Raw genomic sequence first — 14,674 nt, forward strand, 5'->3', positions numbered from 1 at the left:
ACGGGGAGGTGAGGTGCGGCAGCACGCTAGCGAGCGAGAATCGGACAAACGGCTTGATACGGGCGGCTGTTGGGGATCTTATGGTGCGCTTAAGGAAGGGATCGGGGACGGTTAAAGGTCGAGACCAATTTGCGCGGCCGGCGCCTCCGCACCGCTCCCCGGCGCCCTCTGTCCTCCGGCCCCCGCCCGTCCAGCTGGAACCAGATCCGCACCTCGGTGCCGCCCAGCACCGAGGAGCCGATGCGGACGTCGCCGCCGGTGGCCTCCGCGAGCCGGCGCACGATATCGAGGCCGAGACCGGTCGAGCCCGCGCTGCCGGAGCCGCGGCCGCGGGCCATCGCCGCCTCGGGGTCGGGTATGCCCGCCCCCGCGTCGGAGACCAGCACGATCACCGCGTCCTCGCCGTTGTGCACGTCGACCGCGAAGGCGGTGCCCTCGGCGGTGTGCCGGAAGACGTTGCCGAGCAGCGCGTCGAGCGCGGCGGCCAGGTCGGCCCGGGCCACGGGTATGCGCACCGGCCGCTCCACTCCGGCCACCCGCCACTTGCGGCCCTCGTCCTCGGCGAGCGCGGACCAGAACTCCATGCGCTCGCGGACCACTTCGGCCGCGTCGCACCCGGCGCCGGGCCCGGCCGCCGCGGTCTGCGGCTTGGCCTCCCGGGCCGTGCGGATGATGGTGTCGACCTCCCGCTCCAGCTGGGCGACGGCCGTCCGGGTCTGCTCGGCGGCCGGACCGCCGCCGAGGGAGGCCGCGTTGAGCCGGAGCACGGTCAGCGGGGTGCGCAGGCGATGGGAGAGATCCGCCGCCAGCTCTCTCTCGTTCGCGAGGAGCTGTACGACCTGGTCGGCCATGGAGTTGAACGCGACCGCCGCGAGCCTGAGTTCGGTCGGGCCCTCCTCCGGCACCCGGGCGCCCAGCTTGCCCTCGCCCAGCTCGTGCGCACCCTCGACCAGCCGCTGCGCGGGCCGCACCATGCGCACCCCGAGCCGGTCGGCGACCGCGACCGAGCCGACGATCAGCGCGAGTCCGACGCCGGCGAGCACCGCCCAGGCCGTGCCGACGCCGTTGCTCATCTCGGACTCGGGGACGTACACCTCGACGACCGCGATCGCGGTGGAGCCGAGCGCGACCGGCTGCAGCAGCGTGGAGCCGCCGGTGACCGAGGTGGTGGAAGCGCGGCCCAGCTTCCGTACGGCCTCGATGTCCCGGTCGGCGGCGCGTTTGCGGCCGAGGTCGAGCGCGGCCTGGCCGTCGGCGGCGGGCAGGTGCACGGCCATCCCGGAGTCGGCGCCGGCCGAGGCCACCACCCGCTCCAGCTTGTCCCGGTCGGTGGTGATGGACAGTGCGGGGGCGACCGCGGCGGCCTCCCGCTCGGCGTTGGAGAACGCGCGGTCGCGGGCCATCTCCTTGACGACGAGACCGAGGGGGACGGCGAAGGCGACCACGACCATCGTGGTGACCGCCAGGCACACCTTGACCAGGGCCCATCTCATCGCGGCGGCTCCCCTTCCCCGTCGGCGAGCACGGGCGGCTCCAGCTTCACGCCGACCCCCCGGAGGGTGTGCAGATAGCGCGGTCGGGCGGCCGTCTCCCCCAACTTCCGGCGCAACCAGGACAGATGCACGTCGATGGTCTGGTCGTCGCCGTAGGACTGTTGCCAGACCTCGGCGAGGAGTTCCTTGCGGGCCACGACGACACCGGGGCGGCCGGCGAGGAAGGCGAGCAGGTCGAACTCGCGGCGGGTCAGGTCGAGCCGGACGCCGTCCAGTTCGGCCTGGCGGCGCAGCGGATCGACGGTCAGCCCGCCGACCCGGATGACGGGCGAGGGCGGGGCCTCCCGGCCGGCGGAGCGAGCCCGGCGCAGCACGGCCGCGATCCGCGCCGACAGGTGCTCGACCGAGAACGGCTTGGTCAGATAGTCGTCCGCCCCCGCGTTCAACAGCCGCACGATCTCCGTCTCGTCGTCCCGCGCGGTGGCGATGATGACGGGCACGTCGGTGATGCCGCGCAGCATCTTCAGGGCCTCGGAGCCGTCCAGGTCGGGCAGTCCGAGGTCCAGGATGACGACGTCGAAACGGAGATGGGCGACCTCGCGCAGCGCCTCCAGTGCCGTACCGACGCTGCGCACGGTGTGCGAGGCGTCGGTCAGATGCCGGATGAGCGCCGAGCGTACGAACTGGTCGTCCTCGACCACGAGCACACTTGCCATGCGCCGCACCGTACGCCATGCGGTGCTGGGGGTCCCCCCGCGCGAGCGAAGCCGAGCGTGGGGGAGGTCCGGCGCCGTGGATAACTCGGGGCAAGTGCGCACGGCGGTAACCCTGAGGCAGTATGGCCCGCGATGCGCAGAGGACTCGTACACGTAATGGCGTGGCTGCTCGCTACGGGCGCGGCGGTCACGCTGTCGTGGTGGGGCGTGCACACGGTGATGGCCGGGACGGCGTACGACCCGCCGCGCGCCCTGCCGATCACGGCGACGGACGCGACCACGCAGCGCTCGAAGCCGCCGGACACGCCGACCGCGCGGCCGGCCCCGTCGAGGAGCCCGTCGTCCGAGCCGCCGTCGCCCACAGCGTCCCGGACGCGGACCCCCAGCACCAGCCCCTCCCCCACGGCCACCGCCTCCGGCCGGGTCAAGGCCTACGACACCGACGGGGGCCGGGCGGTCTTCGACCTGGGGCCGACGAGCGCCACGCTCGTCTCGGCGACCCCGGGGACCGGCTGGTCGATGCAGGTGTGGAAGACGGAGACGTGGATCCGGGTGGAGTTCAGCAGCGGCGCGGACCGGGTGTCGGTGTTCTGCACCTGGCACGACGGGCCGCCGCATGTGGAGGTCGGCACCTACTGAGCCGTCGGCGCTAACGGAACACCGAGGGCGGCGGGGCCGGGGAGGCCACCGCCGCCGCGTCCGTCACGGGTGCGGCGCCGCCGGTGAAGTCGAGGAGCTGCTTGCCGTGTTCGACCCGGGCGGGGTGCGGGTCGGAGGCGGCGCGGCGGGTGAGTTCGGCGAGCGGGAGCGGGAGGTCGCAGGCGGCCAGGATGGCGTTGCCGAAGCGCTTGCCGCGCAGCACGGCCGGGTCCGCGATCAGCGCGAGTTCCGGGAAGCGGGCGGCGGCGGTGGCTATCTGGCCGCGCAGATGGGCGAGCGGCGGGCCGTCGGCGAGGTTGGCGGCGTAGACACCGGTGGGCTTCAGGGCCCGGCGGACCTCGTCCAGGAACTCGGTGGAGGTGAGGTGGGCGGGGGTCCGGGCGCCGCTGAAGACATCGGCGATGACCAGGTCGGCCCAGCCGTCCGGCACCTTGGCAAGACCTTCGCGGGCGTCCGCCGCCCGCACCCGTATCCGGGCGTTCGGGTCCAGCGGCAGCTCGCGGCGGACCAGTTGGACCAGGGCCGCGTCCCGCTCGACGACCTGCTGGGTGGAGCGGGGGCGGGTGGCGGCGACGTACCGGGCGAGGGTGAGGGCGCCGCCGCCGAGGTGCACCGCCTGCACCGGCTTTCCGGGCGGGGCGACGAGGTCGATGACATGGCCGAGGCGGCGCTGGTACTCGAAGGAGAGGTACTCCGGGTCGTCCAGGTCGACGTGCGACTGGGGCGCCCCGTCGATCAGCAGCGTCCAGGCCCGGGCGCGGTCCGGGTCGGGTATGAGCTGCGCGAGCCCGCCGTCGACCGTCTCCACCACGGCCTCGACGGCGGCCGACCTGCGCCGGTTGTTCCTGGACCTGCCCATCGGTCCATTTTCGCAGCTGCCGCGGGTGCCCGCTTCACCGGCAGCTGTCGGCCGCCTTGATCAGCCGGGCCGCCTCCCCGAGGGCCCGGCGCAGCACCACCGGGTCGGTCGCGAGGTCGGACTCGCCGGGCGGCACCAGCCAGTCCGAGCCCTCCACCGGCGGCTCCGGGGTCAGCCGCAGCCCCCGCCCGTCGGTCTCGGTGCAGGTGCTGCCCGGTACGTCCCAGCAGGCGGCGGTGCCCGCCGGCACCAGGAAGCCGAGGGTGTCGCATCCGTCGTCGTGCAGGACGGGCCCCACGGCCTCCCCGGCCCCCCGCCGCAGGATGTCGACCGCCTCCAGCCCCTGCCGGGTCGGCACCGTGACGAGGTCGCAGGCCGCGTCGCCCGCCGTCATCGGCGGCGTCGCGACCGGCGTATCCGGCATACAAGGATCGTTGCTCTGGCTGGTCTCCATGCCGGCCTCCACCACGCCGCCCTGTTGCAGTCCACGGAGTCCAACGCGCGAGCGCGTCAACGGCTACGGCGCAAGTGCGCCGCAAAGGATGGCAGTTCATGGCAGATCATGGATGAGATATCCGGTTTGTAGCTAAACAAAGCGTGGCGGGTCCGACACAGCAGGTACGTTCTTGCTCGCCGGAACCAGGGTGTCACAGGACAACTCAGCCCGAATCCACTCCGGATCCGGCATGGTTCGACGGTTCGCACGAGAGGACCCGGCCATGGCGTCGTCAACCGAGACCTCGTCACAGCCCGAACGGCCACCCCGGCCGAACCTCGCCTTCCGGCAGCTGCGCGGCCGGCGCTCACCGGCCGAGTTCGCGGCACTGGTGCGGCGGGCCGCCCGCGAGATCGGTGAGCGGGTGAGCTGTGACGCGCGCTACATCGGCAGGGTCGAGGCGGGTGAGATCCGCTGTCCCAACTACGCGTACGAACGGGTGTTCCTGCACATGTTCCCCGGCCGCACGCTCACCGACCTCGGCTTCGCGCCGCGCTCCTCCGTCCGCGGACGCGCGGCGCGTCCGCCCGGGGAGGCGCCCCCGGCGCTCGGCACCGCTGAGACGCGGGGGGCGTGCGAGCCGTATGACACACCGGACCGGTACGACCCGCAGAACCCGTACGACCCGCACGAGCCGTACGAGAACGACCACTTGGACCACGAGGAGAGCGACGTGCTGCGTCGCGCATTCATGACCGGCGGAGGCGCCACGGTTGCCGCCGCCACGCTGAGCCCGTTGGGGCTCACCACCGACGCCGTGGCGGCGGCCCGGCCGCCACGCCGCGCCGGAACCCCCGAGGCGGCCGCCCTGGAGGAGGCCGTCCGCCGCATCCGGCTGCTCGACGACCGGCACGGCGCGGACGGCCTGTACCGGCGCGCGGCAGCGCCACTGCGCGCCGCCTACGCGCTCCTGGACGCCGGAGCGACCCGGCAGACGACCGCCGAGCGACTACACTCGGGCGCCGGTGAACTCGCCATCTCCGTGGGCTGGCTGGCCCACGACTCCGGGCGCTTCGACGACGCCCGCTCGCACTACGCGGAGGCGCTCGCGACCGCCCGGATGACCGGCGACCCCGGTCTGGAGGCCCACGCGTTCTGCAACACGGCGTTCCTGGCCCGCGACGCCGGACGCCCCCGCGAGGCGGTGCGCGCCGCGCAGGCCGCCCAGCGCGTCGCCCGCCCGCTGGGCTCCCCCCGTCTGATGTCCCTGCTCGCCCTGCGCGAGGCGGGCGGCTGGGCGGGGCTCGCCGACCGCACCGGCTGCGAACAGGCACTGGCCCGGGCCCAGGCCCTCTTCGAGCGGGGCCACTCGGACGCCGACGCCGAGTGGATGAGCTTCTACGGAGAGGCCGAGCTGGAGGGTCTTGAGGCGCAGTGCTGGTCGACGCTGGGCGACTGGCGGCGCGCGTCCCGGCACGCGCGCCGTGCGGCGGACCTCCAGGACCCGCACTTCACCCGCAACATCGCCCTCTACACCGCCGAACTCGCCGACGACCTGGCCCGCGAGGGCCGCCCCGACGAGGCGGCCGCCGCCGCGCTGCACGTCCTGTCCCTGCTGGACCAGGTCCAGTCCTCCCGCATCCAGACGATGCTGGCGGGGACGGCACGGGTGTTGCTGCCGCATCGGCGGGCTTCGGGGGTGTCGGACTTCCTGGACCGCCATGCTTCGCTGCCGCGGGCCGGGCGGGGGTAGGAGCGGGGGCTGTACCGGCTACCCCGCCAAGTGCCCCAAGTCGTTCCAGCTCTCGATCGCCGGCTCGCCGTAGGCCCAGCCCAGTATCGAAAGGGAGGTCGGGTTCAGGCGTATGCGGGCCGCGAAGTCCAGGGGCAGGCCGAGCCACCGTGCGCCGATGGACCGCAGGATGTGCCCGTGGGCGAAGACCAGTACGTCACGGTCGGCCGAGCGGGCCCAGGCCACGACCTCGTCCGCGCGCGCGGTGACCTCGGCGATGGTCTCGCCCTCGGGGACGCCGTCCCGCCAGATCAGCCACCCCGGCCGCACGGCCTGGATCTCGGCGGGCGTCATGCCCTCGTACGCGCCGTAGTCCCATTCCATGAGCGTGTCCCAGGACTCGGCACGCTCACCGAACCCGGCCAGCTCGCACGTCTCACGCGCGCGTGCCAGCGGACTGGTCCGCACCTCGACACCCGGCAGCCCGTCCAGCGGAGGGCGATGCAGCCGCTCGCCGAGCAGCTTGGCCCCGCGCCGGCCCTCCTCCAGGAGCGGCACATCGGTCCTGCCGGTGTGCTTGCCGGACAGCGACCATGCCGTCTGTCCGTGCCGGGCCAGCAGGATGCGCGGTGCCATGGGGGACCTTTCCAGAAGCAGGGAGGGGTCCCTCCATCATCGCAGGGGCAACCCACCGCGCGATCTCGGCGTCTTTGAGGGCTGAAGCGCCCGCATGGCCGGGATATGGACACCGTAAAGTGGCACGGTCGCCCGTCGGGGCGCACCAGGCAGAAGGGGGAGGGCGATCGGATGCCGCAGACCGAGACACCGGGCACCGAGGTGGCCCCGCGAACCCGGCTGCGGTGGTGGACCGAGCTGCCCCTGATCCTGCTGGTCTACGGCTGCTACTCGGCCGGCCGCCTCCTCGCGCGGGGTGACGTCTCCACCGCCGTCGACCACGGCCTGGCCATCCTGCGCATCGAGAAGGCCCTGTACCTCAACGCCGAGCACCCGCTCAACCGGCTGTTCACGCGCGAGGCGTGGCTCGGCGTACCGGCCGACTTCTGGTACGCCTCCCTGCACTACCTGGTCACGCCCGTCATCCTCGTCTGGCTGTTCCGGGCCCGCGCCGAGCACTACCGGGCGGCCCGCACCTGGCTGATGACGTCCACGTTCATCGGCCTGATCGGCTTCACCCTGCTGCCCACCTGCCCGCCTCGTCTGCTCGCCGACGGCCACGGCTTCGTCGACACGATGGCCCAGTACAGCTCGTACGGCTGGTGGGGCGGCGAGGCCAGCGCGCCGCGCGGCATGGGCGGCATGACCAACCAGTACGCGGCGATGCCGAGCCTGCATGTCGGCTGGGCGCTGTGGTGCGGGGTCATGCTGTGGCGGTACGGCGGCACCCGCCTCACGAAGGCCCTCGGCGTCGCCTACCCGCTGGTGACCGCGATCGTCGTCATGGGCACCGCCAACCACTACTCCCTGGACGCGGTCGCCGGTGTCGCGGTGATGGGCGTGGGCCTGCTGCTCGCGCCGCGCGTGCTGCGCGGTGCGGATCTGCTGCGGGCCCGCTTCGAGCGCCGTACCCCAGCGGTCCCTTCGGGCACGGGTTCCCCGATTGTCAGTGGCGGATGCCAGACTTCCGCGGGTGAGCGAATTCCACGGCAGCGCGAGTCGCAGCTCGCATCCGCAGCCGAACCGGACGGCTCCCCCAGCGACGCAGGGGAAGAGGCTCCGGCAGCGGCTCGCTGAGCTGCGCGGTCCCGACGTACCGGCCAAGGCCCTGGACGCGCGCGCCCTCGCGGCGCTCGCCGCGAACCCCGGGTGCCGCAGGCGGGCGATCCTGGACGGCGCCGGAGTGGACAAGGCGGCGCTGGCCGGCGCGCTGGGCGCGCCCTCCGGCTTCGGGCAGTCGCAGTTCGCGCTGACCCGGGGCAACGCGTTCGAGGCACGGGTGAAGGCGGACGGCGGCGCCGAACTGCTGCGGCTGGTCCACACACGGCTCGACCCGGGCGCGGAACCGCCCGCCGGAGCGGCCGTCCCCGACCTGTCCGCGCTCGGCCCCGAGGGCCGGACGGCCCGTACGGCGCTGGCGCTGCGTGAGGCCGTGGCCGCGGGCGGCTGGACGCTGCTGGACCACCCGATGCTGGCGCTGGACGTGGCGGGCTCGCTCGCGTTCCTGGAGCCGGACGCGGTGGTGGTGCACCCGGACGGCAGCTGGACGGTCGTGGAGATCAAGTCCTTCCCGATGCTGGACGGTTCGGCCGACCCGGCGAAGGTGGGCGCGGCCGCCCGGCAGGCGGCGGTGTACGTGCTGGCCCTGGAGGAGGTCGCGGCCCGTCTCGACCACCCCGCTCCCCGGGTACGGCACCGGGTGCTGCTGGTGTGCCCGAAGGACTTCTCCAACCTGGCCACCGCCTCCGCCGTGGACGTGCGCAAGCAGCGCGCTGTCACCGCCCGCCAGCTGGCCCGGCTCACCCGCATCGAGGAGATCGCCGACGCCCTGCCCGAGGGCGTGTGCTTCGCACCGGACCGCCCGGCCGAGGAGCTGACGGCGGCCGTCGAGACGGTCCCGGCGACATACGCGCCCGAGTGCCTGTCGGCCTGCGAACTGGCCTTCCACTGCCGGGAACGCGCCGGCGCGGCGGACGCCGTGACCCGCCTCGGCCGCCCCCTGCGGGCCGAGCTGGGCGGCCTGACCACGGTCGAGGACGTCCTCGCGGCGGCCCGCGGCGACAGCGGCGACCCCGACGACCCGACGGTGGCCGCGCTGCGCCGGGCGGCGGCCCTGCGCGCGGAGGCACTCGCCACGGCCGGCCGGGCGGTGGCCCCGTGTCCCTGATCGCCACCCTGGCCCGGCTGGAGGCCGTCAGCACCGGACGTGCCCAGCCGGCCGCGACCGTCCGCCACCGGCACCTGTCCGAGCACCCCCTGGTGTTCGTGCCGCTCACCACCGCCGGCGAGGCAGGCGCCCCGCTCGGTGCTCTGGTGGGCACCGACCGGGACGCGCCACGGCTGCTGGTCGTACCCCAGCCCCGCGACCGTGACCTGCGGTTCGCGTTCCTCGCCGAGCTGGCCGATGTCGTCCTGCCGTACCTCGACTCCTACGCGCAGGCCGTCGAGGCGGCCGAGCGCACGGAGACCGACCCGGAGTCCGGCAAGCGGGTCAAGGTCGAGGTCGAGCTGTGCACGGACGCGCCCCAGCTGATCGTGCCGAGCCGCGCGGGCCTGGACTTCGTACGGCTGCTCGGCCGCTCCATGCGCTTCCGCCGCACCGCCGAACAGGACCCGGAGACGCCCCACCCCGCGCCGCCCCGCATCCCCCTGCTGGGCCGCTGGCTCACCCACTACGGCGAGCGGGCCCGCGTACCCGGTTCCTCGCTGCTCCTGGCCCTGACCGACGTGCTGTCCCGGCACTGGGCGACCGGCCAGTCCAGCCTGGAGGACCAGCACCTGGGCGCGCTGCTCGCCTGGATCGACCCTGCCTCGGACAGCACCGGCGCCGAGGCCGCCCGCCGGGCCGAACTCGCGCGCGACGCCGACGGCCAGCTGCTGTGCCCGCCGGCCGGCCCGGCCACCGACCCGGCGTTCGACAACAAGCTCCTGGCCCCGGCCATCGAGCGCTACGACCGCGCACGCGGCGCGCTGGCCGCCGCCGAGGACGCCCTGCAGGCGGACGACCGGCTGGCCGCGCTCACCGCGGCCGAGCGGGAGATCCGCAACCTGGTCGAAAGCCGCACCCGGCCCACCTGGGACGCGGTCTGGCGGGGCCTGGACCTGCTGCGGGCGCTGCCGGAGGGGGCGCGTGTCGAGGAGCGGTGGACCCGGGACCGCTGGTCGTTCACCGGCCACCGCGACCGGGTCCTTGCCGGTGAACCCCCGCAGCCGCGCCGCGACGACGCGGTGACGGCGGCGAACAAGCTGGCCACGCGCGAGCGCGAGCAGGCCCGGCTGGAGGCGCAGGAGGCGCTGGACGACCCGCTGGTGCTGGCCGGGCGGCGGCTGGCCGGGGAGGCCTTCGCGGGCGAGGTGACCGATGTCGTCCTGGCGTACAGCGAGGGCAAGCGGCCCAGCCCGCGCCCGCTGGTGACGGTGCGCACGGACGACCGGCCGCATCTGGCGGAGCGCGCGAAGGTCTTCCGCTCGCTGGGCGGCAAGCCGCAGGCGGCGGAGTTCGTCGGATACGACGGCTCTCCTGACGAGGGAGTCCTCGTCCTCCGGATCGTGGACAAGATGGGCCGGGGCAAGGAGCCCGAGCCCGGTTCGGTGCCGGAGAAGGGCGACGCGGTCTGCTTCACCCTCTTCGAGCACGAGCAGCGCGGCGGCGCGAAGCTGCCCGACCCGGAGGAGACCCCGTGGACGCACGGCGGCCCGCCGGGCGAAGCCGTACCGGAAGCGCCCGACACGACGACCGAGGAGGACGTGCTGTGACGACGGTCGACTTCGACCCCGGAGCCGCTGCCGCCCGCGCCACGGCCGCGATCCTCCACGACACCCTGCAGGGCACCGATCGGGGTGTGGTCGTCGACTCCCCGCCCGGCGCCGGCAAGTCCACCCTGGTGGTCCGTGCGGCCCTCGAACTGGCCGAGGCGGGCCGCCCGTTGATGGTGGTGGCACAGACGAACGCCCAGGTGGACGACCTCGTCCTCCGCCTCGCCGAGAAGAACCCGGACCTGCCCGTCGGCCGCCTGCACAGCAGCGACACGGACGCCTACGACAAGGCGCTGGACGACCTCCCGCAGGTCCGCACGTCGGCGAAGGCGGCGGACCTGGCCGGCCTCCCGGTCGTCCTGTCCACGGCCGCGAAGTGGGCGCACGTCAAGGTGGACGAGCCGTGGCGGCACGCGATCGTCGACGAGGCGTACCAGATGCGCTCGGACTCCCTGCTGGCCGTGGCAGGCCTGTTCGAGCGGGCGCTGTTCGTGGGTGACCCGGGCCAGCTGGACCCGTTCGCGATCGTGGGCAGCGAGCAGTGGGCGGGCCTGTCGTACGACCCCTCGGCCTCGGCGGTCACCACCCTCCTGGCGCACAACCCGGGCCTGCCCCAGCATCGCCTGCCCGTCTCCTGGCGCCTCCCGGCCTCCGCGGCCCCGCTGGTCTCGGACGCCTTCTACCCCTACACCCCGTTCCGCAGCGGCACCGGCCCCGACGACCGCCGCCTCGCCTTCGCCGTCCCCTCCGACGGCTCGGGCCCGGACCGGGTGATCGACGAGGCGGCGGAATCCGGCTGGGGCCTGCTGGAGCTGCCCGGCCGGCACACCCCGCGCACGGACCCGGAGGCGGTCCGGGCGGTGGCCACGGTCGTACGGCGCCTGCTGGACCGCGAAGGCGCCGCCGTCTCGGAACGCTCCCCGGCCCCCTCCCCGCTCACCCCCGACCGCATCGCCGTCGGCACGGCCCACCGCGACCAGGCGGCGGCGGTCCGCTCGGCGCTCGCGGAGCTGGGCGTCACGGATGTCACCGTCGACACGGCCAACCGCCTCCAGGGCCGCGAGTACGACGTCACGGTCGTCCTCCACCCGCTCTCCGGCCGCCCCGACGCCACCGCCTTCCACCTGGAGACCGGCCGCCTGTGCGTCCTGGCCTCCCGCCACCGCCACGCCTGCATCGTCGTCTGCCGCGCCGGCGTAGGCGACCTCCTGGACGACTACCCCTCCACAGAGCCGGTCCAGCTGGGGACGCTGGTGAAGTTTCCTGACGGTTGGGAGGCGAATCACGCGGTGTTGGCGCACCTGGCAGAGCACCGCGTCGGCTGGCGCCCATGACCGGACCCACGGCGCCGGGCCGACAAGCCACGAACCAGCACCGTCCATCCGCCGGACGGAGTCCGGCACGCCGCCGGAGGCGGCCAATGGATACAGCCCTGACGGTTGGGAGGCGAATCACGCGGTGTTGGCTCATCTGGCGGAACATCGGGTGAGCTGGCGGCCTTGAGTTTCTTGGTGTGTACGCGGGACTTCGGGCAGACCCGAGGTCCCCTTGCGCCCGCGCGAGACAATGGAGGGTGGACCACCTGAAGGCGGCGCCCACCGGACCGTACGAGGAGGAGACGAGACATGGCGGAGCCCACGCCGCGTCGGCATGAACCGCGGCTACGCCCCGCGCCCCTGATCTTCGAGCCCGCGGAGGCGGCCTCCGATCCCGAGCACTTCTTCGACCTGGAGTCGATGGAGGATCCACAGGCGCTGCTGGCGCGGGCGACGGAGCTGGCCCTGGCCTTCCAGGCGGCGGCCGACCGGGCCGTGGAGTTCCAGGCCATCGCGGCGGCCCAGCTCGCCGACCCGCGCCGGTTCGACCGGCTGACCCCGGCAGACATCGCCGAGCGGGCGGAGTGGACCGAGGACTACGCCAAGAAGATGGTGGAGTTCGGCCGGGATCTGCTGCGCGGAGTCGACACCGAGGGCCGGAGCCCCGTCGACCCCGTCTAGCCCACGCGTCACCCGCTTGGCATATGCCAGGCGGGCAAGATACTCCTCCCCGCCCGCCCCTGTCCCGGTTTTCCGCAACCCAGAAGAGCCGCGTGCTCACGGCCGGTACATGTAGTCGTCATGAGCTGCACACCGCATGTCACCTGTGCCACCGCCGACGGAGCCGCGTGGCTCGCCTCGGCAGGAACGTATCCGCGAAGCACGCTCGCCCTGTGGCGGGAGCGACCCGACGCCCCGCTGGTCCTCCCCTGCGGCTCCGTCTTCGACGTGGTGAGCGCCCCGGCGATCTTCGGGCGCCGCATGCTGGACCGCTTATGGGACGAGGGTCCGGGGTCCGGGCCGGTCGCGGTGTTCCGGGGCCGCATGCTGCTGTTCACCGCCCCTGGCACGGCCCATCGGCTGCCCTCGCTGCTGAGCTGGGAGGAGTGGGGGTCCCACCGCACGGAGGCGGTTCCGCCGCTGCTCTGCCACGGCACGGGAGACGCCGTGACCGTCCCGTCCCTGTCCGGCGACGAGTCCCCCACCCCGGGCGGCTCCCGCTGGCTGGTCGCCCCGGACACGCGTCATCCCTGGCTGCCGGGCCCCGAGGTCCTGCTCTGGGCGGCCGTACGAGCGGCCCGTGCGGCCGTACGGATATCGATTTTTCCTCCCGCCGACCAGGATGCTAAGGTCTACGACGTCAGCAGGCGCCGCTAGCTCAGTTGGTTAGAGCAGCTGACTCTTAATCAGCGGGTCCGGGGTTCGAGTCCCTGGCGGCGCACATGACGACGGCGGGTCGGTTCGAAAGAATCCGGCCCGCCGTTTTTCGTATACCAAAGCTCCTGCAAGGCGCGCGCTCAGCCCGTCACCCCCGGCGTGATCTTCACCGTCCAGGCGCCGGACGCCGTCCGCCCCTCCACCTCCACCTTCACGCCCTCCCCGGGCACCGTGAAGCTCTCCCCGAGGGAGACCGGGGCATCGGCCAGGGGCGGGTAGACCGAGTTCTCCCAGCACGCCTCGGTGTGCGGGTGGGCATCCACCACCTCGATCGGGCCGCCGCCGGACTCCGCGCCACCGCGCACCCGGTAGACCAGGACCCCCTGCCGGCAGCCCGCGCGGTCGTTGCCCACCGGACCGCGCGCCTCGAAGGCCAGGACGCTGTCGGCGCCGGTGCGCACGACCGCCAGCTTCGCGCCATGGCCGAGGCCGAAGGCCGGGGCACCGGCCGCGCCCTGCACCGGGACGCCGGGGCCCGCGGCCAGCGGCTCCAGGGTCAGCCGGGTCGGCCCCGCACCCCGCACGCACACCACCTGGCGCGGATCCAGCCAGCCCAGCTTCCACTTGTGCCAGGCGAACAGGTCCGGGGACAGTCCGAACTGGCTGCCCATCAGGTCCCAGTCGCCGACGTAGGTGTCCCAGTCGCCCTTGCCGTCGACCGGGCGGTGGTAGAGGTCGGGGAGGTCGAAGACATGGCCGGTCTCATGGGCGAGAACCAGCCGGTCGGGCGGGTGCTTCTCGAAGACCGTGACGACCCGCCGTACGTCCGTGCCGTCCACGTGCATGGGGGTGTCGAGGTTGACGACCTTCGTCGCGTCCGAGTCGACGCCGGGCGCGTCCGGGTCGGCGACGAAGTAGACGACGTCGTAGCGGGAGAAGTCGACCTCCCGGTCGGCCGCGGCGAACGCGTCGCGCAGATAGGCGGCGCGGTTCTCGGGGCTCCAGTCGCGCTTCATGGCGTACGAGACGGACGGCCGCGGCATGCGCAGCCAGTGGCCGAGCGGGTGCGGGCGCAGCGTGAACCGGCCGTACGAGGCCTGTTCGAAGAAGCGGCTGGTGGCCGGGAAGTGGTCGGCGGCCAGCTCGGCGGGGGTGGTGCGCGGGGTGGCGTCCGGGAAGGACAGGAAGATCATGACGGCGTCGAGCGTGCCGGTCGGGCGGGTGTAGTCGGGGTTCCAGGTGTCCACGCCCTCCGAGTGGTGGGCCTCGCTGCGGTGCAGGGCGCAGGGCGCCGTCGAGAAGGGTTCGGCGACCGACGGGCCGGTGAGGATCGAGGTCGCGGCGAGCGCCGACATCGTGGTGAACACGGCGGCGGTGCTGCGCAGCTTGGGCACGAAAGGACCTCCGGATTCGGTTCGCGGGACACCGAATCCAGACTGTGGTAGTTCATTGATGTTCGTCCTGTTTGCCTGAACCAGAAGGGTGAGTGCGCCCGTTTGGGCTCCGGCGTGCACCTAGAGCCGACACCCCGAAACACTCACGGAACGTCACAACTGGTCGGGGGCCTGAAGAACCCGTCCAGGTGCGGGCAGAAACGATCTGTCAGAACCTGTGGTCTGTCCGGGAGACTGGAGAGTGGCTGGAAGGCCCCAGG

14 protein-coding genes and 1 tRNA gene are annotated in these 14,674 nt (G+C 73.5%); 9 read left to right on the forward strand and 6 right to left on the reverse strand.

The genetic code is table 11. From position 1 onward, the window contains the following. Positions 1-89 precede the first annotated feature (89 nt). Both BEK98_RS01240 and BEK98_RS01245 read right to left on the reverse strand, forming a co-directional pair. Positions 90-1,493 carry a sensor histidine kinase gene (locus BEK98_RS01240; RefSeq protein ID WP_094214440.1) on the reverse strand — a complete coding sequence of 468 codons (1,404 nt, stop codon included), beginning with the start codon at positions 1,491-1,493 and terminating at the stop codon, positions 90-92. Continuing rightward, on the reverse strand, positions 1,490-2,209 hold the full coding sequence (locus tag BEK98_RS01245; RefSeq protein ID WP_094214441.1) for a response regulator transcription factor: 720 nt from the start codon (positions 2,207-2,209) through the stop codon (positions 1,490-1,492). Before BEK98_RS01245 ends, BEK98_RS01240 begins: the two co-directional genes overlap by 4 nt. Positions 2,210-2,341: 132 nt before the next feature. On the opposite strand from BEK98_RS01245, the gene BEK98_RS01250 reads away from it, so the two are divergent. After that, positions 2,342-2,848 carry a hypothetical protein gene (locus tag BEK98_RS01250; protein WP_094214442.1) on the forward strand — a complete coding sequence of 169 codons (507 nt, stop codon included), beginning with the start codon at positions 2,342-2,344 and terminating at the stop codon, positions 2,846-2,848. A 10-nt stretch (positions 2,849-2,858) separates the two neighbouring features. Here the strand turns inward: BEK98_RS01250 and BEK98_RS01255 are convergent, their stop codons facing one another. Continuing rightward, positions 2,859-3,728, reverse strand: a complete 870-nt coding sequence (locus tag BEK98_RS01255) for a spermidine synthase (RefSeq protein ID WP_094214443.1) — start codon at positions 3,726-3,728, stop codon at positions 2,859-2,861. Between the two features lie 34 nt (positions 3,729-3,762). Further along, positions 3,763-4,182 carry a hypothetical protein gene (locus tag BEK98_RS01260; RefSeq protein ID WP_244201702.1) on the reverse strand — a complete coding sequence of 140 codons (420 nt, stop codon included), beginning with the start codon at positions 4,180-4,182 and terminating at the stop codon, positions 3,763-3,765. Positions 4,183-4,447: 265 nt separating this feature from the next. Between BEK98_RS01260 and BEK98_RS01265 the strand changes: the two genes are divergently transcribed. After that, entirely contained in the window at positions 4,448-5,917 is a 1,470-nt protein-coding gene (locus BEK98_RS01265; RefSeq protein WP_094214445.1) for an NsdA family TPR-like regulatory protein, read from the forward strand. An 18-nt stretch (positions 5,918-5,935) separates the two neighbouring features. Here BEK98_RS01265 and BEK98_RS01270 read toward each other — a convergent pair whose 3' ends face one another. Next, positions 5,936-6,532 carry a histidine phosphatase family protein gene (locus BEK98_RS01270; RefSeq protein WP_094214446.1) on the reverse strand — a complete coding sequence of 199 codons (597 nt, stop codon included), beginning with the start codon at positions 6,530-6,532 and terminating at the stop codon, positions 5,936-5,938. Positions 6,533-6,703: 171 nt separating this feature from the next. Here BEK98_RS01270 and BEK98_RS01275 point away from each other — a divergent pair, with 171 nt between their 5' ends. The 7 genes from BEK98_RS01275 to BEK98_RS01305 all read left to right on the forward strand — a co-directional run bounded on the left by BEK98_RS01275 (position 6,704) and on the right by BEK98_RS01305 (position 13,084). Further along, a complete protein-coding gene (locus tag BEK98_RS01275) occupies positions 6,704-7,648 on the forward strand; it encodes a phosphatase PAP2 family protein (RefSeq protein WP_094214447.1) in 945 nt (314 codons plus the stop codon). A 1-nt stretch (position 7,649) separates the two neighbouring features. Further along, positions 7,650-8,738, forward strand: a complete 1,089-nt coding sequence (locus BEK98_RS01280; RefSeq protein ID WP_094214484.1) for a hypothetical protein — start codon at positions 7,650-7,652, stop codon at positions 8,736-8,738. Beyond that, positions 8,729-10,327, forward strand: a complete 1,599-nt coding sequence (locus BEK98_RS01285) for a hypothetical protein (RefSeq protein WP_094214448.1) — start codon at positions 8,729-8,731, stop codon at positions 10,325-10,327. Before BEK98_RS01280 ends, BEK98_RS01285 begins: the two co-directional genes overlap by 10 nt. Beyond that, entirely contained in the window at positions 10,324-11,661 is a 1,338-nt protein-coding gene (locus BEK98_RS01290) for an AAA domain-containing protein (protein ID WP_094214449.1), read from the forward strand. The genes BEK98_RS01285 and BEK98_RS01290 overlap by 4 nt, the downstream gene beginning before the upstream one ends. Before the next feature lie 291 nt (positions 11,662-11,952). Then, positions 11,953-12,324: a hypothetical protein gene (locus tag BEK98_RS01295; protein ID WP_094214450.1), complete on the forward strand. Its 372-nt coding sequence runs from the start codon at positions 11,953-11,955 to the stop codon at positions 12,322-12,324. A 120-nt stretch (positions 12,325-12,444) separates the two neighbouring features. Next, complete coding sequence (locus BEK98_RS01300) at positions 12,445-13,020, forward strand: bifunctional DNA primase/polymerase (RefSeq protein ID WP_094214451.1); 576 nt, start codon at positions 12,445-12,447, stop codon at positions 13,018-13,020. Continuing rightward, positions 13,011-13,084: transfer RNA gene (locus BEK98_RS01305), tRNA-Lys, on the forward strand. Before BEK98_RS01300 ends, BEK98_RS01305 begins: the two co-directional genes overlap by 10 nt. Before the next feature lie 76 nt (positions 13,085-13,160). Here BEK98_RS01305 and BEK98_RS01310 read toward each other — a convergent pair. Next, complete coding sequence (locus BEK98_RS01310; protein WP_094214485.1) at positions 13,161-14,375, reverse strand: M6 family metalloprotease domain-containing protein; 1,215 nt, start codon at positions 14,373-14,375, stop codon at positions 13,161-13,163. Between the last annotated feature and the right edge of the window lie 299 nt (positions 14,376-14,674).

Source organism: Streptomyces diastatochromogenes, assembly GCF_002242805.1.
GTDB classification, from domain to species: domain Bacteria; phylum Actinomycetota; class Actinomycetes; order Streptomycetales; family Streptomycetaceae; genus Streptomyces; species Streptomyces diastatochromogenes.

Bases quoted from the DNA above. Each gene is read 5' to 3' on its own strand.
- BEK98_RS01275 (WP_094214447.1), top strand. From the start codon at position 6,704: ATGCCGCAGACCGAGACACCGGGCACCGAGGTGGCCCCGCGAACCCGG.
- BEK98_RS01255 (WP_094214443.1), bottom strand. From the start codon at position 3,728: ATGGGCAGGTCCAGGAACAACCGGCGCAGGTCGGCCGCCGTCGAGGCC.
- BEK98_RS01310 (WP_094214485.1), bottom strand. From the start codon at position 14,375: ATGTCGGCGCTCGCCGCGACCTCGATCCTCACCGGCCCGTCGGTCGCC.
- BEK98_RS01270 (WP_094214446.1), bottom strand. From the start codon at position 6,532: ATGGCACCGCGCATCCTGCTGGCCCGGCACGGACAGACGGCATGGTCG.
- BEK98_RS01260 (WP_244201702.1), bottom strand. From the start codon at position 4,182: ATGGAGACCAGCCAGAGCAACGATCCTTGTATGCCGGATACGCCGGTC.
- BEK98_RS01265 (WP_094214445.1), top strand. From the start codon at position 4,448: ATGGCGTCGTCAACCGAGACCTCGTCACAGCCCGAACGGCCACCCCGG.
- BEK98_RS01250 (WP_094214442.1), top strand. From the start codon at position 2,342: ATGCGCAGAGGACTCGTACACGTAATGGCGTGGCTGCTCGCTACGGGC.
- BEK98_RS01295 (WP_094214450.1), top strand. From the start codon at position 11,953: ATGGCGGAGCCCACGCCGCGTCGGCATGAACCGCGGCTACGCCCCGCG.
- BEK98_RS01240 (WP_094214440.1), bottom strand. From the start codon at position 1,493: ATGAGATGGGCCCTGGTCAAGGTGTGCCTGGCGGTCACCACGATGGTC.
- BEK98_RS01245 (WP_094214441.1), bottom strand. From the start codon at position 2,209: ATGGCAAGTGTGCTCGTGGTCGAGGACGACCAGTTCGTACGCTCGGCG.
- BEK98_RS01300 (WP_094214451.1), top strand. From the start codon at position 12,445: ATGAGCTGCACACCGCATGTCACCTGTGCCACCGCCGACGGAGCCGCG.